The sequence below is a fragment of the Methylocaldum sp. GT1TLB genome, assembly GCF_051027445.1.
Classification (GTDB): Bacteria; Pseudomonadota; Gammaproteobacteria; order Methylococcales; family Methylococcaceae; genus Methylocaldum.
Genome location: NZ_CP194898.1, coordinates 639844 through 658199 on the forward strand (window position 1 = coordinate 639844; position 18356 = coordinate 658199).

The 18356-nt window shown below is 58.0% G+C and carries 17 protein-coding genes; 11 read left to right on the forward strand and 6 right to left on the reverse strand.

From position 1 onward, the window contains the following. Nucleotides 1-95 precede the first annotated feature (95 nt). The 7 genes from ACR2R1_RS02740 (at nucleotide 96) to ACR2R1_RS02770 (ending at nucleotide 6510) form a co-directional block, all read left to right on the forward strand. Nucleotides 96-953 carry a DUF58 domain-containing protein gene (locus ACR2R1_RS02740; RefSeq protein WP_077729602.1) on the forward strand — a complete coding sequence of 286 codons (858 nt, stop codon included), beginning with the start codon at nucleotides 96-98 and terminating at the stop codon, nucleotides 951-953. Further along, nucleotides 950-1933 (forward strand): nonribosomal peptide synthetase MxaA, encoded by a 984-nt coding sequence (locus ACR2R1_RS02745; RefSeq protein WP_434112568.1) that lies wholly within the window; start codon nucleotides 950-952, stop codon nucleotides 1931-1933. The genes ACR2R1_RS02740 and ACR2R1_RS02745 overlap by 4 nt, the downstream gene beginning before the upstream one ends. Beyond that, nucleotides 1930-2922: a VWA domain-containing protein gene (locus ACR2R1_RS02750; protein ID WP_133715939.1), complete on the forward strand. Its 993-nt coding sequence runs from the start codon at nucleotides 1930-1932 to the stop codon at nucleotides 2920-2922. The genes ACR2R1_RS02745 and ACR2R1_RS02750 overlap by 4 nt, the downstream gene beginning before the upstream one ends. Then, nucleotides 2907-3473, forward strand: coding sequence for a hypothetical protein (locus ACR2R1_RS02755; RefSeq protein WP_086133143.1), 567 nt, complete (start codon nucleotides 2907-2909; stop codon nucleotides 3471-3473). Before ACR2R1_RS02750 ends, ACR2R1_RS02755 begins: the two co-directional genes overlap by 16 nt. Next, nucleotides 3434-4420, forward strand: coding sequence for a VWA domain-containing protein (locus ACR2R1_RS02760; RefSeq protein ID WP_240502453.1), 987 nt, complete (start codon nucleotides 3434-3436; stop codon nucleotides 4418-4420). The genes ACR2R1_RS02755 and ACR2R1_RS02760 overlap by 40 nt, the downstream gene beginning before the upstream one ends. A 102-nt stretch (nucleotides 4421-4522) precedes the next feature. Next, complete coding sequence (locus tag ACR2R1_RS02765) at nucleotides 4523-5056, forward strand: SRPBCC family protein (RefSeq protein ID WP_086133144.1); 534 nt, start codon at nucleotides 4523-4525, stop codon at nucleotides 5054-5056. A 257-nt stretch (nucleotides 5057-5313) separates the two neighbouring features. Further along, on the forward strand, nucleotides 5314-6510 hold the full coding sequence (locus ACR2R1_RS02770; RefSeq protein ID WP_434112571.1) for a PAS domain-containing sensor histidine kinase: 1197 nt from the start codon (nucleotides 5314-5316) through the stop codon (nucleotides 6508-6510). Nucleotides 6511-6622: 112 nt separating this feature from the next. On the opposite strand, the gene ACR2R1_RS02775 is transcribed toward ACR2R1_RS02770, so the two are convergent. Next, entirely contained in the window at nucleotides 6623-7279 is a 657-nt protein-coding gene (locus ACR2R1_RS02775; protein ID WP_347257654.1) for a response regulator transcription factor, read from the reverse strand. A 200-nt stretch (nucleotides 7280-7479) separates the two neighbouring features. On the opposite strand from ACR2R1_RS02775, the gene ACR2R1_RS02780 reads away from it, so the two are divergent. The 3 genes from ACR2R1_RS02780 (at nucleotide 7480) to ACR2R1_RS02790 (ending at nucleotide 9763) form a co-directional block, all read left to right on the forward strand. Next, the gene (locus ACR2R1_RS02780) at nucleotides 7480-7860 is read left to right on the forward strand and encodes a response regulator (RefSeq protein WP_168183716.1); all 381 of its coding nucleotides are present in this window, start codon (nucleotides 7480-7482) and stop codon (nucleotides 7858-7860) included. A gap of 351 nt (nucleotides 7861-8211) precedes the next feature. After that, nucleotides 8212-9315, forward strand: a complete 1104-nt coding sequence (locus ACR2R1_RS02785; protein ID WP_434112574.1) for a c-type cytochrome — start codon at nucleotides 8212-8214, stop codon at nucleotides 9313-9315. 49 nt (nucleotides 9316-9364) lie between these two features. Next, on the forward strand, nucleotides 9365-9763 hold the full coding sequence (locus ACR2R1_RS02790) for a hypothetical protein (protein WP_077729593.1): 399 nt from the start codon (nucleotides 9365-9367) through the stop codon (nucleotides 9761-9763). A gap of 43 nt (nucleotides 9764-9806) precedes the next feature. On the opposite strand, the gene ACR2R1_RS02795 is transcribed toward ACR2R1_RS02790, so the two are convergent. From ACR2R1_RS02795 to ACR2R1_RS02815, 5 genes are all read right to left on the reverse strand, one after another. Further along, nucleotides 9807-11594 (reverse strand): glycoside hydrolase family 15 protein, encoded by a 1788-nt coding sequence (locus tag ACR2R1_RS02795; RefSeq protein ID WP_434112576.1) that lies wholly within the window; start codon nucleotides 11592-11594, stop codon nucleotides 9807-9809. Between the two features lie 84 nt (nucleotides 11595-11678). Continuing rightward, nucleotides 11679-12827, reverse strand: a complete 1149-nt coding sequence (locus ACR2R1_RS02800) for an ABC transporter ATP-binding protein (protein WP_086133152.1) — start codon at nucleotides 12825-12827, stop codon at nucleotides 11679-11681. 15 nt (nucleotides 12828-12842) lie between these two features. After that, a complete protein-coding gene (locus ACR2R1_RS02805) occupies nucleotides 12843-13658 on the reverse strand; it encodes a carbohydrate ABC transporter permease (RefSeq protein WP_166642413.1) in 816 nt (271 codons plus the stop codon). A gap of 22 nt (nucleotides 13659-13680) precedes the next feature. Beyond that, the gene (locus ACR2R1_RS02810) at nucleotides 13681-14544 is read right to left on the reverse strand and encodes a carbohydrate ABC transporter permease (RefSeq protein ID WP_434112578.1); all 864 of its coding nucleotides are present in this window, start codon (nucleotides 14542-14544) and stop codon (nucleotides 13681-13683) included. Further along, nucleotides 14541-15872 carry an ABC transporter substrate-binding protein gene (locus ACR2R1_RS02815; protein ID WP_245245689.1) on the reverse strand — a complete coding sequence of 444 codons (1332 nt, stop codon included), beginning with the start codon at nucleotides 15870-15872 and terminating at the stop codon, nucleotides 14541-14543. Before ACR2R1_RS02815 ends, ACR2R1_RS02810 begins: the two co-directional genes overlap by 4 nt. 550 nt (nucleotides 15873-16422) lie before the next feature. On the opposite strand from ACR2R1_RS02815, the gene ACR2R1_RS02820 reads away from it, so the two are divergent. Next, nucleotides 16423-18345: a PrkA family serine protein kinase gene (locus ACR2R1_RS02820; protein WP_077729586.1), complete on the forward strand. Its 1923-nt coding sequence runs from the start codon at nucleotides 16423-16425 to the stop codon at nucleotides 18343-18345. The last annotated feature ends 11 nt before the right edge of the window (nucleotides 18346-18356 follow it).

Sequence of the window (18356 nt, forward strand, 5' to 3'; positions counted from 1 at the left end):
GGAAAGGATTCCCGACCTACCACGACGCCGCCACTCAGTCCGTGCGGCGCGCCGCACCGACGCCTCGACGTCCTCGCTACGAAGGGGTGTGAGAAATGCAGGCTAGGCATACCGAGGAATTCCATTACCGGGTTTCCTGGCGTTCCGATGCCGTGCGCCCCGGCTTTCATCCGAGCCGGCGCTCCGGCAGCGGCGAGCGCTTTCATGGGCTCGCGCCCTTGCTGAAACACCCGGATCCGCGCCGGATCGATCTCCGGGCCAGCGTGCTCGATCCCTTCGGCGGCTATGCCGTCCGGATCTACGAGCAACGCAGTGCCATCAAGGTGTTCGCCATCGTGGATTTGTCGGCGTCGATGGAGTTTCGCGGCACCGGTTCCAAAATGGACACGCTGGCCGATTTCCTGGCGTCTTTGGCCTTGTCCGCGTACCGCACCGGCGACTCCTTGGGAATCATCGGTTGCTCGGAAAAGATCCACGCCGAATTTTCCCTGCCGCTGTGCCGTCACCCCGCCATGGCTTTGAACCTGGTGAGGCGTCTGCGCCGGTTTCGACCCAAGGGGACAAACGCCCGTGGCCTGGTGGAAGCGGCGCGATGCGTGCCCAATTCGCGTTCATTGGTTTTTCTCGTCTCCGACTTCCACATGCCCTTGACCTTGGTCAAACGGATTCTGGTGTCTCTGGGGCCGCACGATGTAGTGCCCTTGGTATTTTGGGACGCGAGCGAGATGGGGGGCGAGGCTACGCTCGGATTTCGCCGTATGCGCGACCTGGAAGACGGTTCGGAGCGCTTGCTGCTGTTACGCCCGAAGCTTCGTGCGCGGCTGGAAGAATCCTACCGGGATCGGCGGGAGCGTCTGGTTCATCTGTTCCTCAGTCACGGGCGGGAGCCGCTGTTTCTCGAAGAAGGATTCAAGGCCGACTATCTTACCCGGTATTTTCAGCGCGCCTTATGAAAAGGACGTACCTCGCTTTTCTGCTGCTTTTTTTAGGCGCTGCTGTTTCGCACGGCGGCGAGACTCCCGGCCCGGTCAGGGACTTTCAGGTCTCGACGCCGCGTCCATTCGGCTATGCCATCGGTGATGTTATCCGGCAGACGCTGAATGTCGCGGTCGATCGGGAAGCCTTGCTCGACCGAAATTCGCTTCCTCCGAGCCGAATCAATCGCTGGCTGGAACTGCGGGAGGCGAACGTACGGGAGTCGGAGCACGACGGTCTGCGCCGCTATTCGATAGAACTCGCCTATCAAAGTTTTTACGCGCCATTGGAGGTCAAGAATCTGGCGATTCCCGCCTTCAAGCTGGCCTTTACCCACGGTGAGGATGTCTTCGAACTGGAAGTGCCGGCCTGGCGTTTCACCACGGCGCCGATTCGCGAGCTTTCGATTCTTCGGGAGGAAGGGCTGGAGCCGATGCAGCCTGATGCGCCTCCCGCGCTTCCGAGCCGAACCGGTCCGCTCCGAGGACTGGCTTCGGCCGCCGCTGTCGGTGCGGGGGCTGGATTGTACCTGTTTTATCTTTACGGCTATCTTCCCTGGCAACAGAGAGGCCGCCATTTCAGAGCGGCCTGCCGCGCCGTACGAACCTTGAGCCGAGCATCCGGGACACCGGACTATTCCTCCGCCTATACCGCCATCCACCGGGCGTTCAACGGCGTAAACGGGCAGCCGCTATTTTCGGATCATCTGGAGGCATTCTTTGCGGATCATCCGGCATTCGAACCTTTGCGCGAGGAAATTGCCGCCTTTTTCGCGAGCTCCTACGATTTCTTTTTCACCGAACGGCCCAAGGACAAGTTCGTCGGGAACGAACTTGGACCGCAAAGCGGGCCCCGAAGGGGCGAACCCCAGAGAGGGGGGACGCAGACGGAATTTCCGATGCCCAGGCTCTTCCGCCTTTGCCGGGACTGTTACGACGTAGAGCGGAATCTTCGATGAATCTGGCGGTCGATCATGCCTGGGTTCTGCCGTTCCTCGGCCTCGCTCTGCTGCCGCTGGTCCGTTTGCCGGTGACTGGCTTCGATGCGCCGTGGAATGCGTTGCTGCCCGCCGATGCGCAATCGCGCGTCTGGACCTGGCTGATCAAGCTGATGGGCGTCGTCGCCATCACCGGTCTGGTGCTCGGACTCGCCGGGCTGCATCGGGAGGAATATGCGGTCGATCGAGTCGGTAACGGCGCCCATATCGTGTTGCTTCTCGACCGCAGCCAGAGCATGGACCACAGTTTCGCGGGGCGTGCGACGTCGGGCGCCGAAGAGGCGAAATCAGCCGCGGCAGAGCGCTTGCTCAGCGAATTCGTCAGCGAACGAAAGAACGACCGGACCGGCGTCGCGGCCTACAGCACAGGCCCCTTATTCGTACTGCCCCTGACCGACGACCGCGAGGCGGTGTTGGCCGCGGTGCGCGCCTTGCGTTTGCCGGCCCTGGCGCAAACGCACATCGGTAAAGGCTTGCTGCTGGCGCTGTCGTACTTCGCCGGCCAGGCGCTTACCGGGTCTCGCATCGTGCTGCTGGTGTCCGACGGCGCGGCGGTTGTCGATCCGGACAGCGAGCAGAAACTGCGCAAGCTGTTCAAGGAGCATCAAATCCGCCTGTACTGGATTTTTCTCCGGACTCTCGGAAGTCCCGGCATCTTCGAAATACCGGAGGATCCGCGCGACGATAACGCGAGCGTCCGGCCCGAGCGTTATCTGCATTTGTTTTTCGAAAGCCTCGGCATCCCGTACAAGGCATACGAGGCGGAAAATCCGGCTGCCCTGCGTCAGGCCATAGCCGATATCGACCGGATCGAAAGCCTGCCGATCCATTATCAGGCACGCATTCCGCGCCTCGATCTGACGCCGCTCTGCTACGGCGCGGCAGGTTTCGCGTTGCTGCTGTTGATCGGCGTGAAACTCTCGGAAGCTGAATCATGGGAAAAAGCCTAGAGCTGAAAATCGCGCTGCTGGCGCTAGCCGTTTCGACCATCGCCGGAATATTGGAATGGCAGGAGCTCCGGCGGATCGAGCTTGCCGGGGAGCAGGTTCGAAGCTTGCTGAGCGGCACCGATATTTCCCCGGACGATCGAGTCCGTGCGGCGCCGGAAGTGAGGCTGGCTCGGGCGGTTTATCTCGCCGGCAAGGATCGTCATGAAGAGGCCCTGGATGCCTACGGCTATCTGGTCGACCAGGGCGATACCCGATTTCGCGTTACGGCCCTGTTCGATCTCGGGAACCTGCACTTGCGACGCGCCTTGACACACGTGGAACAAAACGAGATCAACCGGGCGCTGCCGCTGGTGGAATTGGCCAAGGATGCCTACAAGAAGGCGTTGCGCCTGGACCCGAACCACTGGGACAGCAAATACAACCTGGAAGTCGCCATGCGGCTTCTGCCGGAAATGGACAGGATTCGCCGCGAGGGCGGAGAAGAGGAAAACGATGAAGAAGAGGGGGCGCTGTGGACCACGGTGCCGGGTTTTCCGCGGGGCCTGCCTTGAAGTTGTCCACCCGCGCACGCGACCCGCGCTTCGTCTGTCTGGCTCTGGCCTTGCTCAGCGTCGGGGTTACGCTTTTCCATCCCACCCTGAAGCTGTCGCGGCCGGTATTCGATCACATCGTCGTCGTCGACATTACCCGGAGCATGAACGTCGCCGATTATCGGGTAGAAAGCCGGTCGACGAGCCGCTTGGAAACAGTCAAGTCCGCCTTGCGCTCGGCCCTGCGGGAATTGCCCTGCGGTTCTCGGTTGGGGCTGGGGCTCTTCACCGAGCGAAGATCCTTCCTGCTGTTCGAGCCCATCGAAGTCTGCCGCGGGTTCGAAGCGGTCGATACCGCCATTGAGCACATCGATTGGCGCATGGCCTGGGGTGCCGACAGCCGCATCGCCGATGGACTCTACGATGCCTTGAATCAATTTCAGAATTACGGTTCGAACCTGGTTTTCGTTACCGACGGCCAGGAAGCCCCGCCTCTCAATCCTCGCTACAAGCGGGAGTTCGGCGCTTTCAAGGGCAAGCTCAGGGGATTGATCGTCGGAGCCGGGGGGCTGAGCCCGGCGCCCATTCCGAAATTCGACGAACGCGGCGAAGCCGTCGGTTTCTATTCGGAGGACGACGTCCCTCACCGATCCTCGTTCGGGCTGCCGCCCAAGCCGCCTTCCGAGATCGAGGGCTATCACGAGCGGAACGCGCCGTTCGGCAGCGAGCGGGTGATCGGGACCGAGCATCTGTCCTCGCTCAAGGAAGACTATCTTCGCCAACTGGCCGACGAGACCGGACTCGTTTACCGGCGGCTGGAGAAACCCGAGGAATTGAGCTTGGCGCTTAAGAGCCCGGAGTTCGCGCGCCTCGAAGCGGTTGCCGCGGATATTCGCTGGCTGCCTGCCGGCCTGGCTCTGGCCGCGCTGGTCGTGCTTTACGGCATTCTGCCGTTTAGGCTCCGCTGATGGATAGCACGGTTTATATCGCGGGGTGAAACCTGTCTTGAGCTATGTCGAAAGGCCCGCTCCCACCATTCTTTTTCATTAACCCGAGGAGTTGTGTATTCCATGAAAATGATCGTTCCTGCCTTGTTGACGCTGGGTTTGGCTTTTTCCGCCGGAGTTTCGGCCCATGGTCCGACACCCCAGAAAGTGGTCGAAACCGTCGAAATCGACCGCCCCATCGAAAAAGTCTGGGAGACGGTCAAGGAGTTCGGCGCCGTCGCGCAATGGAATCCGGCCATCTCGAAAAGCGAAGCCCAAGGCGGCAACAAGCCCGGCGAAAAGCGTACCCTGACTTTTCCGAACGGCGAACAACTGGTGGAGGAACTCGACTTTTATGACGAAAAAACCTACGAGTACGACTACCGGCTGATGGACGCCAACGTCAAGGCGCTGCCGGCGAGTTCCTATTCCGCTGTATTGAAGCTGACGCCGGCGGGGCAGGGGACCAAGGCGGAATGGAAAAGCCGTTTGTATCGCGGAGACACCGGCAATTTCCCGCCCGACGAACTGAACGACGAGGCGGCCGTTCAGTCGATGCAGGCTTTATTTAAAGCCGGCCTGGAAAATCTCAAGCGCATCGCCGAATCCGATCACTGATTTTCAAGAACGTCAGGCACGTTTGTCGGCAAGGGATTGTCGACCTACGGCACTACAGATCCGAGGCTGTCGCAAGGCCTTCCGAGGCCCGCCGCCTATGCTTTGCAAACAGGATCTCCTTTCGTTTATATTTCGTTGCCGCCACTTGGAGGAGAAGGGATGGCGTCCAAGGTTATGGAGGCACGGCAAAGGCGGAGTGCACGATTCTCCGATGGTTGGCCACTTTATGGATTACAGCGAACGAGCGGAGGGCAAGGATGGCCGAAAAGAAGAAACCCGTCGAATGGATCCGACGAATGGTCGAGACCGTGCATCGAGGCGTTTTGATACCGCACGCCAGCGAACCCTTTCCCGACGCCGGAAAACTTAGTCGAAATATCGCTGATTCCCACAAGAAAGCCGAGAAATCGGAGCACCTGGCGATCAGGCATGTCTTCGACGACTGTTTGCTCATCGGCATCTACATCACCCAGCACGGAGAGATCGTCTATGCCAACGACAAGCTGGCCAAAATTCTCGGATATCCCAAGGATCAGCTGATCGGCATGTCACCGGCGAAATTGTTTCATTCCGATCATCGGTCATCTCAACAAGGCGTGGTCATACATCAGCGAAGACTGGCCGCTACGCCATCGGTGCCCAAAGCCAGAGCCGTCAGGAAAGATGGCGAGATCATCTGGATCAAGCGGAGCGAAGTCTTGATCTCGTATAACGGATCGAGCGCAGTCTTTGGGAATGTCGTCGACCTAACTCCGAAGAAACGGCTGAAGGAAATCGTCTGGCAGTCGAAACGGGAACTCCGCCTATTGTCCGCAAAGCTTCTCGGCGCTCAGGAGCAAGAGCGCAAGCGAATCGCTTCGGAACTTCACGACACGGTCGGACAATACCTGAGCGCCATCAAATTCAGCTTGGACAACGTCAACGTTCTGCTTGAAAACAACCAGATCGCATCCGGCCAGAGATCCTTGCGGGCTATTCTTCCCGTGATCAAGGAGGCCATTTCCGAGGTGAGGCGCATCTCGATGGATTTAAGACCGGCGATTCTCGACGACTTGGGTCTTCTCGCAACGCTGAGCTGGCATTGCCGTACATTTCAGGACATCTATGCCTACGTCGCAATCGAAAAACAAGTGGATATACGAGAAAACGACCTGTCCGGAGGATTGAAAATCTCGATCTACCGAATAGTCCAGGAAGCTCTGAACAATGTCGCCAAGCATGCCAAAGCCGATCGCGTCGTCCTTCGTTTGATAAAGACCGACTCCGCGATCGAACTGACCGTCACCGACAACGGTTGCGGATTCGAGGTGAGCGAGGCGCTGGAAAGAGAAATACGACAACGCGGCCTGGGGCTCGCAAGCATGCGTCAGCGGAGCGAAAGTTCGGGCGGGTCCTTTTACATCGAATCCGCTCCAGGCATCGGAACGACCATTCGCGCGGTGTGGACCGGGTAGAGCTTTCTTCTCCGTTTCCGGTCGGCGATGCTTGGGGGCGAAACCGCCCGGACGTGTAGCGCTCGCTGCCGAGGGCGCAACCACAAGCCGGAAACGCTCCCGGATGCAGTCCCTATCTCAGAACTAACCCTTTCTCTATCGCATAAGCCGTCAGTGCCGCCGCGCTATGAAGATCCAGCTTCTTCATCAAATTCGCGCGGTGAGTTTCCACGGTCTTCACGCTGAGGTGCAGATATTGCGCGATCTCTTTGTTTTTATGGCCCTCGCCGATCAATTTCAAAAGCTCTCGCTCCCGATGGGTCAAGCTGTCCCATGCTGACCGAGGCTCTTCCGCGCTCTTGACTTGCAGATACCCCTTTATGATTTTCCCTGAGACGCTCGGACTTAAATAGGTCTTCCCGATCAATACACTGCGGATGGCGATGCGTAGTTCCGCATGAGTGGCATCCTTTAGAACATAACCGTCTGCGCCGGATCTCAGGGCCGCGAGGATGTATTCTTCGACATCGTGCACTGTCAGTACCAGGATCTTCGATTGCGGCGCTCGTTTTTTGATTTCTTGGATGGCCTCCAAGCCCCCTAGCTTGGGCATGGACAGATCCAGCAAGATGAGATCCGCTATGACTTCGCGACATCGCCGGATGAGTTCGATGCCGTTATGGACTTCGCAGACGACTTCCAGATCCCGATCTTGCGACAAGAGCATCCGTAATCCTTCCCGCAAAATCGTATGGTCTTCGGCTATGCAGATTCGTTTTTTTTCTTCCATGGCAAAACGCTACTTTGTTTTCGCTCATCTTCTACGGCGAAGAAGCCGAACCAAATAAGCAAAACTCCTTAGTGCCGGAAACAAAGCGAGCGTGTACGGTCAAATGATCGGATAAGCAGCGTGTTGGATGCTTGAACAGGATTTCTTTTCGACGCGCAAAGGGATATGTGCTTTCCGCATTTTTCAAGGAACTCGCGGTCGTGTGCAAAATATTAATCGTCGATGACAACGCGTCTTTTCGGCGCTTTCTTAAAGCGTTTCTCAGCGATCAGTTCGCTCACCTCGGCATTGTCGAAGCCGAGAACGGTGCAGCAGCGATGAGAATAATCGACGGAGTCAGGCCCGACCTGATTTTCATGGATCTCAAGCTGCCCGGCGAAAACGGTCTCGTACTGACCCGCAAGATAAAGACAATTTATTCTCCCGCCATCGTCATTCTGACCAGCTACGACGCGGTCGAGTATCGTGAAGCCGCTTCGGCATGCGGCGCCGATTATTTCCTGGCCAAGGATGCGGCAAGCGGCGCTGAAGTCTTCTCGTTGACCCAGTCGTTTTTGTCGGGTCTTCCGCCACAACTCTAGTCTTATTGTTTTCTCACAGCTCTACTAACGGCTGCCCGGCAGCCGGCAGCTATTCCATTGCCCCCTCAAAGGAGAGCATCAATGGGATAGGCTCGAAAATGCGGACCTTATCGATGAGATGGATCGATAAGCGGCGTTTACTCTTGATCGGCGACGGGCGCCGACGGCTGTGGACTCGTCTCTATGGCTTTCAAGGCGTGAAAAAAGTCATGGCCAGATCGACATGCTCGCGAGGTCAGGTTCGCTAGCGCGGGTTGAGGTGAAGCCCGATACATTAGCGGACCGACTATCGCAATAAAGATATAAGAGGACGCGATTTGGCTGGCGTCGTGATTAAGCCTTGTGAGCAGCATGCAAAGGGATAGGCTCCGAATCAGCATCAGGGCGTACCTGGCAACTATATCCCTGTTCCTTTTCGAATCGGCTGCCGGCGCGCAGCAACTGACGCCGGCGGAAACGCGCGGAACGCACATTTATCTCCGAGGCGAAAGTCTGTCCGGAACGCCTGTTACAGCGCTGATGGGCGACGACGATGCGGAACTGAACGGGCACTCGCTTCCTTGTGCCAACTGCCATGGCAAGGACGGTCTCGGACGGGCCGAGGGCGGCCTGACACCGTCCAACATCACCTGGACCAATCTCGCCAAGCCTTACGGCCACGCCCATTCCTACGGGCGAACACATCCGCCGTTCACCGACGAAACACTTGCACGGGCTATTACGCAAGGTCTCGACCCGGCGCGCAACAAGCTTGATAAAGGCATGCCGCGGTACCGAATGTCGGCTCGGGATCTCGCGGATTTGATCGCTTATATCAAGCGCATCGAGGGCGACCACGATTCTGGGCTGAGCGACAGCATCATCCGTGTAGGAGTGTTGATTCCGGCCGATCAAAAGGGCGAGAGAATACGGCGGGTCATTACCGCCTATTTCCGAGCGCGAAATAACGAGGGCGGCTATTTCGGCCGAACCGTAGAGCCGGTGTTTCTTGACGGCGAAAAATCTGGCTCCGGGTTGAGAACATCGATCGAGGAGAAGAATGTGTTCGCCATTTTCGGATTCGCTTCCCCTCGAGCACAAGCCGATCTTGCCGATATAGCAAAAGCGTTGCGCATCCCGGTAATCGAGCCTTCTCCGGAGTTTCCGGATCCCGAGCGCGCAGTCAATCCGTTTACGTTTTATCTGCTGTCCGGGATAAGCGAGCAGAGTCTACTATTGGCAGATTACACGGCTCGAGTTCTCGCCAAGCGCGGCTTCGTTCTTGCGATCGTTCACGGTCCGGGAGCAGCATCGAGTATGCTGACTCAGCGCATTCTTAAACGCATTCGAAGCAAAAACCTCGGAACTCTGGAACCTATCGAATATGTCGGAACCCGCGGGCACGCCGAGGAGACTGTCAACGCCCTTCGCCAGCGTCGCGTGCGGGCCGTCATTTTTTTTCGGTACGGACGATGAACTCGGGGAGTTTTACCGGAGTGCACTGAAAACGACCTGGAGACCATGGGTGTTACTGCCCGGTGCCCTGGCCGGGACGTCGGTGCTTCAGGCACCACCGGATTTTCGTCAACGTCTGCTGATCGGTTATCCGACGCTTCCCCGCGACCGTGCGCCCGAGAAGATCGCCGAACTTGCGGTCCTCGCCGGTACGCAGTCGCCTGAGCATTCGGAGGTCGTCACCTATGTTATGGCCCGCTTATTCGAAGAAGGGCTGCGGCGTGCCGGCCGGCGCTTGGGAAGAGATAGCTTCATGTCCGCACTGAAAAACCTGAACGGCTACGATACCGGTTTGCTCCCGCCAATTTCATTTGGGGACCGTCGGTGGCTCGGGGTGGCCGGAGCATACGTCGTTTCTCTTGACCCGGCATCGCCAACACAGGCGACGTGGGTCGAAGACGACAACTGATCATGCACGAGTTCCGGGAGAACGCTTTCATTAAGAAGCCTTGTTAAAACGCTTCCTTCCATGACTTGGACAGAACCATGGCCGAGTGAATGATCCCGACCATGGAATAGGTCTGCGGGAAATTGCCCCACATTTCGCCGGTTTGCGGATCGGTGTCTTCGGACAAGAGCCCAAGATGGTTCCGGCAGTTGAGCATTTCCTCGAATATGGCGCGGGCGTCTTCCTTTCTGCCGATGGCCGCCAAAGCGCCGATCATCCAAAAGGTGCAGATATTGAAGGCGTTTTGCGGTGCGCCGAAGTCGTCCGGTTCCACATACCGCATCATGTGATTGCCGCGCCGCAATTCCTCTTCCACCGCCTCGACGGTACCGATGAAGCGGGGATCATTCGCAGCGAGGAACTGAAGGTCGTGGAGAAGCAAAAGGCTCGCATCGAGTTCGGAGCCGCCGAAGCTTCCGACGAAGGTATTGCGTCCGGGATCGTAGGCATGCTCCATGATTTCGGTCCGAATCCGCTCGGCCTGGGAGCGCCAATATTGAGCGCGGTCGTGCAGCTCCATGTGATCGGCGATGCGGGCCAAACGATCGCAGCCGGCCCAGCACATCACTGCCGAAAAGGTATGGATGCGGGCGAACCCGCGGAACTCCCAGAGACTCGCATCCGGTACGTTATACAGCCGGGTGCATTGGCGGCCGAGATTTTCCAGGCGTTCGAAAAGACGCTGATCTCCGGGATGCGCGAGGCGGCGGTCGAAGAAAGCCTGGGTGGCGGCCATGATCACGCTGCCGTAGATGTCGTTCTGGATGTGCTCATAGGCCTGATTCCCGACCCGTACCGGTCTGTGATTCCGATAGCCCCTGAGAGAGCTGATCCGGCATTCGATCAATTTTTTCTCCAGGGCGATGCCGTAGACCGGCTGAAGCAGGCTATCGTCGGCCTCGGCCGCGATATTCGAGATATAGTCCAGATATTCCTCCATGGTTCCGGTCGCGCCAAGCCGGTTTAGGGCGCTCACGACGAAATAGGCGTCGCGCAGCCAGCAATAGCGATAATCCCAATTGCGTTCCGTGCCGGCCGCTTCGGGGATGGATGTGGTCATGGCGGCAATGACGGCGCCGGTTTCCTCGAAACAGCACAGCTTGAGGGTGATGGCGGCGCGGATCACGGCCTTCTGCCATTCGAAAGGAATGGACAGCGATCGGGTCCATTCGCGCCAATACAGCAGGGTTTGCTCGTAGCTTTCGCGGGTTGCTTCGGCCACCGTATAACGCAGCGGTTCGTCGGGACCGAAGGTGATCGCCGAAGGTTCCTCCAGCAGAAAGGGCGTCTCGTCCAATATGTAGGAAACCGGCATGTCGGTGCTCATGCGGAAACACATACCGGGAGCGACGAACTGGATATAGTTGGACCCCTGGATGGTTTGCATGGGTTTGACGCCGTAGTCGTAGGTCGGCCGCACTCTGACGGAAATCCGCGGCGTGCCGTTGATCGGCTGAAGCCTTCTGATCAGCCGTTGCGAACGATGCATATGGCCGTACCGTCGGAAACGCGGGGCAAAGTCGGTAATTTGCACCGCAGCGCCGTGCTGATCGTAAAGCGTGGTTACCAGGATAGCGGTGTTGTGCTCGTAGTGCTGTTCGCTATGGGAGAAATCATCGATCACGATGTCGAAGAACCCTTCCTGCACCTCGTCCTCATCGCCGTTGATCAGGCTGCAAAAAATCGGATCGCCGTCGAAACGGGGCAAGCAGCACCAGACGACACGCCCCTTGCGGTCGATCAGTGCGCTGTACATGCAGTTGCCGATAATGCCGAGTTCGAGGTTGCTCATAGCGGTTCCCTATACGTTTTGATCGTTTCAAACATGCCCGTCGCGGGCGCCACATCACCGAAGGCGCTTCGACAGACTGTCGTTTCAATGGTTCCGCAAAAAATTTTCGCCGGTATCGGCGTCGAACAGTTGAATCTTCGTGGCGTCGAAAGTCAGCTCGATCCTATCGCCGCGTTTCAGCCGGAGGTCGGGAGGCACTCGGACAATCAGAACCAGTCCAGCTGGATGAGTTCCCGGCTCGACAACCGCCGATTTGTCCCTGGATGGCCGGAGTGACGGGGCCGGCTGAACATGAAGATAAAGATCCGCGCCCAGCCATTCGACCGAAATGATTTCAGCCGGAAAAACGGGGCCGGCTCTACGCGACGTTCCCGGCAAACAAAAATGTTCCGGACGGATGCCGGCGACGACGTAGCGGTTGCTCAGGCGCTCTAACGGAAAGGAAGGCGGCAGGGGGCAAGGCCCCATAGGCAGCAGCACGCCGGTATCGCCGATCTCGGCATTCAGGAAGTTCATCGACGGCGATCCGATGAAGCCCGCCACGAATTCGTTACGGGGCGTCTCGTACAGTTCCTTCGGCGTTCCGATCTGCTGGACTTCTCCGCTTCGCAATATCGCCACACGATCGCCCAGCACCATGGCTTCGGTTTGGTCGTGAGTGACGTAAACGGTCGTGATGCCCAGCCTTTCCTGGAGGGCCGCGATCTCGGTGCGCATTTGAACGCGCAGCCGAGCATCGAGATTCGATAGGGGCTCGTCCAACAAGAACACCTGGGGTCTTCGCACGATCGCTCGTCCCATGGCTACCCGCTGGCGCTGTCCTCCGGACAGGTCCGAAGGTTTGCGGTCGAGCAGCGGGTCCAGTTGGAGGATGGCCGCGACCTCGTCCACCCGCCGCTTGATTTCGTCCCGCGCCAGTTTGGCCAATTTGAGCGGAAACGAGATGTTCTCCCTGACCGTCATATGGGGGTAGAGCGCATAGCTTTGGAATACCATCGCCATGTTGCGGTCCTTGGGGTCGAGTTCATTGATCCTGTTGCCGTCGACCCGGATTTCGCCCTCGGTGATGTCTTCCAGACCGACGATCATGTTCAGCAGGGTCGACTTGCCGCAGCCTGACGGTCCAACGAGAATGAAAAACTCGCCGTCCTTGACGGTGAAATTTGCCTTTCTGACCGCCCAGGCCCCGCCGGCAAAGCGTTTGCTCACGTGATCGAAGACGATTTCGGCCATTTTTGCTACTCCCGGTCATCCTTTGACGGCACCGGCCGTAAGTCCGGCAATGATGCGGCGCTGGAACATCAGGACCAGTGCGATGATCGGTATCGTGACCACTACGGAAGCGGCGGCGATGGAACCGGTAGGCAGCTCGAATTGGGAACTTCCCGTAAAAAACGCGATGGCGACCGGCACGGTGCGGGCCCGATCCGTGGACGTGAGGGACGCGGCGAACAAAAAATCGTTCCACGCGAAAATGAAGACCAAGATGGCCGAAGCGACGATTCCCGGCGCCACCAGCGGCAAGATGACGAGCCGAAAGGCTTGCGACGGGGTGGCGCCGTCGACCCGTGCGGCTCGCTCCAGGTCCCACGGGATTTCGCGAAAAAAAGCGGTCAAGGTCCAAATGGCGAGCGGCAAGGTGAAGCTCAGATAGGGAAGGATCAAGCCCGGCCAGGTGTCGAAAAGACGCAGCGTGCGCCAGAGTTCGAACAAGGGACCGACCACGGATATCGGCGGAAACATGGCTACCGCGAGCGTGCCGTAAAAAATCCAGTGTTTGCCGCGAAAGTCGAGCCGAACGATGGCGTACGCCGCAAAGATGGCGATTATTATGGACAACCCGGTGGCGATCGAAGCGATGCCCACGGAGTTCAAGAGCGCCGCCGGAAATTGCGGGTCGTTAAAGACCGTTCGGTAGTGCTCGAGACTGAGCGTGTCCGGGAAAAAACGCGCATTGCCGAGTTCGCGCCCAGGCTTGAGCGACAGCGATATGATCCAAATCACGGGCAACAAGGCGTAAGTAACAACGAGGAGACTTCCCAAGGCACCGAGGAATCCGTCCATACCTGCGAATCGTATTCGCATGTCACCGTCCCGTGCGGAGCAAGGGCGTTCCGAAGCTCTTGGTGAAGAGCAGAGCGATCGCGAGCGTGCACAGAAAAATCAGCACCGATACCGCCGAACCCAAACCCAGGTTGAGACGGGCAATCAGCGTGTTGTATCCAATCACCGATACCGATTCGGTGCCATGCGCGCCGCGTGTCAGAACATAGACCGAATCGAAGATGCGAAAAGCATCCAAGGTCCGGAACAGCAGCGCCACCAAGATGGACGGTTTCATCAAGGGCAGGGTAATGAGACGGAAGCGCTGTAAGGCGGATGCTCCGTCGACCCGAGCCGCCCTGAGCACATCATCCGGAATGAGGCTCAGGCCGGCCAGCAGCAAAAGAGCCATGAACGGTGTGGTTTTCCAGATCTCGCTGAGTATGATGACGCCGAATGCCGACCAGCGTTCGTTGAGCCAGGCTCGATCGACGCCGAGCAGGCTGTTGACGAATCCGGTGGTCGGATCGAATGCGAACTTCCAGGCGAGAGCTGATACCACGGTGATGATGGCGTAAGGCACCAAAACCGCCGAACGGACCGTTCGGCGTCCGAACACGGCTTTATGCATGAGCAGTGCGAGAGCGAAGCCGAGCACCAGTTCGAAAAACACCGAAATGGTCGTGATCAGAAACGTATTCCAAAGCGCCCCCCACCAGATTTCCGAGCTCAACACGCTGACATAATTGCCGATGCCTATGAAATCGGGCGGAGCCGCGTAGCGTAGGTCGTAGCGGTAAAGCGAGAGCCGGACGGCATCGAGAATGGGATAGGCCGTAACCAAAGCCATCGCGGCTAGAGCCGGGGTGCAAAAAAGCCATCCTTTGACGTTCTGGACACGCCTCATAGCAAGCCTTCCGAACGCAATGCTCGTTGCACGGCTTTCCGCAAGCGAGTCGTATCCCGGTCCGGCTCGATGTCGCGCATGGGATGAAGGGTGCGGCTGATGGCGAGGGACACGTCGGCGTAGAGCGGCGTTTGAGGACGTTCCACCGCATCGTTCAAGGCCGCTCGCAGCACATCCGCGAACGGCAGCCGGCGACGCACGGCCGGATCGTTATAAAGGGCGGACACGGTGGGTGGAAGTCCCCCGCGTTGTGCGGCGATCCGCTGATTATCCCTGCTTGCTAGGCATTCGGCCGCGTTGAAGGCGAGTTCGGGATAACGCGAGTAGGTGCTGACGGCGAGATCGATGCCTCCGACCGTCACCCGGCTGGGCCGGCCGGGCAGAACCGCGGGCCAGCGTGCCCAGCCCATGTTCGCCGCGACGTCGGGCGCGTTCTGCCGAGCGCTGGGCCAGACGAAGGTATAGTTGAGCATGAATGCCGAATTGCCGGTTTCGAAAGCCAGCCGCGCCTGGTCTTCGCGGCTGGTGGACAGCCCCGGATCGGCCGCGGGAGAAGTCGCCAACCGCTTCATCACCTGAAGAGCTTTACGGGTGGGTTCGGGCTCCAGGGAGACCTGCTGTCCCCCAGCATCCAGGACCGTGCCCCCGGCCGAGGCGAGCAGGGATACAAAAAGGACGGTCAGCCCCTCATAGCGTTCGCCCTGAACCTGAATCCGGCCATTCCTGCCCAACTTCTCGGCCGAATCGATCATCTCGTCCCAGGTATCCGGCGGTGTCGGGACACGGTCGGTTCGATACCAGAGCAATTGGACATTGGTCGTGAAAGGCGTCGCCCAGAACACATTCTTATAAGTAGCGGTTTGAACCGTTATCGGAAACCGACCGGCTGAAGCCCGGCGGGTCGATCTCATCGGCCATTCCCGTATCCAGCCCGCTTCGGCGAATTCGGCGGTCCAGATCACGTCCATCCCGATGATGTCGATAGATTCGTCGCCTGCAGCCAGGCGGCGCGTCAATTGCTCCCTTTGCTGATCGGCATCGGCCGGCAGAGAGACGACATCGATGCGATAGCGGTCTTTTGCGAATTCGGTGCAGCGCCGGGCGGCTTCTCGGAAGGCGCCGGAAGGTTCGTCGAACACATACCAGGTCAAATGAGGCGGTCCGACAGGTTCCGGATTGCGGCAGGACCACGCCGGCAAACCGAGGGACAGAAGAAACAGCAGGCGCAGTAGCGCGATCGAGCACCGCGACGAGATGCGGGCCGGCCACTTGTTGACTTGAAAAAACCGTCCCGCTCTCAGGCGGTAGACGCCCATCCGGAAGTCCATTCTCCTCGGAGTTCAAACGTGCTTGTGGCCCGAAGTGGAACATCGGCACAGGTTTCGTGTCAAGTGTGGCTGAGCATTGCAAATGATCGAGAAGAGGGTGCCGTTTATTGGAAATACGCTTCCCGGCATAAACTCGGGTGTTTAGCGTCGAACGTATGGCCGACGATTAATTCTAAACTAATAAGAGGACAATACAGCGGAGTGGGCTCGAGTCCGGCCATCGCTAAGTATTGTGTATCGCTCGGCAAGCAGTGCGAAACAGTTTTGTTACATGCTCGATGAGGTTCTCTTTGGCATAAAGTTTTTCTTGGGTGTCTCGCAGCCGAGGAACCGAAATATGTTAGGCTACGTCTTAGCGGTAAGAGCCGCGAGCGCCGCATTTATTGCATAGTGCGGATGGATGAGAAAGCCACGTTCGCTATGATAGGGACAGTTAATACGCTCGTTGTCTCAACCAGCAAAATATCGAACGAGGCAGCTTGCGGTCCTCTCGCCGGAGACGTTAAGACCTTTTTGAGCATCTGCTGATTGCAGAGGAGACCTCGCATCTATGGGTATCTTCGATCACTATCAATCCCGCTATGAAAAAGCGCGCGAAGAAGAGTATTCGCTTCAGGAATATCTAGAAATTTGCCGTAAGGATCCGACGGCCTACGCCAGTCCAGCCGAGCGTATGCTGATCGCCATCGGCGAACCCGAACTGGTCGATACCAGGCTCGATCCGCGCCTTTCACGCATTTTCGCCAATAAAGTCATCAAGCGCTATCCGGCTTTTGCCGATTTTTACGGCATGGAGGAAACCATTGAGCAGATGGTGGCATTTTTCCGCCACGCCGCTCAGGGGCTGGAAGAGCGCAAACAGATTCTGTACTTGCTGGGCCCGGTCGGAGGCGGCAAGTCTTCGCTGGCCGAGAAGTTGAAGCACCTCATGGAGCAGGTGCCGTTTTACGCCATCAAGGGTTCGCCCATCAACGAATCGCCGCTGGGACTGTTCGACCCCGAAGAGGACGGTCCGATTCTCGAAAACGAATACGGTATCCCGCGCCGTTACTTCAATACGATCATGTCGCCTTGGGCGGTGAAACGCCTGCACGAGTACAACGGCGATATCACCAAATTTCGCGTCGTCAAGGTGCGCCCGTCCATGTTGGATCAGCGGGCGGTGTCGAAGACCGAACCGGGCGACGAAAACAACCAGGACATCTCGTCCTTGGTCGGCAAGGTCGACATCCGGAAGCTGGAGCGCTTCAGCCAGGACGATCCGGATGCCTACAGCTTCTCGGGCGGCCTTTGCCTCGGCAACCGAGGTATCATGGAATTCGTGGAGATGTTCAAGGCGCCGATCAAGGTGCTGCATCCTCTCCTGACGGCGACCCAGGAGGGCAATTACAAAGGTACCGAAGGGCTTTCGGCCATTCCGTTCGAGGGCATCATCATGGCCCATTCGAACGAGTCCGAGTGGTTGCAGTTCAAGAACAACAAGAACAACGAGGCGTTTCTGGACCGTGTCTACGTGGTCAAAGTGCCTTATTGCCTAAGGGTTTCAGAAGAGATCAAGATTTACGAGAAACTCTTGATCCACAGTTCGCTGTCCGATTCGCCCTGCGCACCCCACACACTGAAAATGCTGGCGCAGTTCGCGGTGCTGTCGAGGCTTAAAGAACCGGAGAACTCCAATGTTTACTCGAAAATGCGGGTTTACGACGGCGAGAACCTGAAGGACACCGATCCCAAGGCGAAATCCTATCAGGAATACCGGGACTTCGCGGGCGTGGACGAAGGGATGACCGGGCTTTCCACGCGCTTCGCGTTCAAGATCCTGTCGAAAGTGTTCAACTTCGACCATTCCGAAGTCGCGGCGAATCCCGTTCACTTGCTGTATACGCTGGAACAGCAGATCACGCAGGAGCAATTCCCGCCGGAGGTGCAGGAGCGTTATCTGCGCTTCATCAAGGAATTCCTGGTGCCGCGCTACGTGGATTTCATCGGCAAGGAAATCCAGACCGCTTACCTGGAATCGTATTCCGAGTACGGACAGAATATCTTCGACCGGTATGTTACGTACGCCGACTACTGGATACAGGATCAGGAATACCGCGATCCGGATACCGGCGAGAGTTTCGACCGCAGGGCACTCAACGAGGAACTCGAAAAGATCGAAAAACCGGCAGGCATCAGCAATCCCAAGGATTTCCGCAATGAAGTGGTGAACTTCGTGCTGCGTGCCCGCGCCAAGAACGCCGGCAAGAATCCGGCCTGGACCAGCTATGAAAAGCTGCGTGCGGTCATCGAGAAGAAGATGTTCGCCAATACGGAAGAACTGCTGCCGGTGATCTCCTTCAACGCCAAGGCGTCGCTGGACGATCAGAAGAAACACGAGGAATTCGTGAACCGCATGGTTCACAAAGGGTACACGCCCAAGCAGGTGCGGCTGTTGTGCGAATGGTATCTCAGGGTGCGCAAGTCCTCTTAACCGAGCGATAG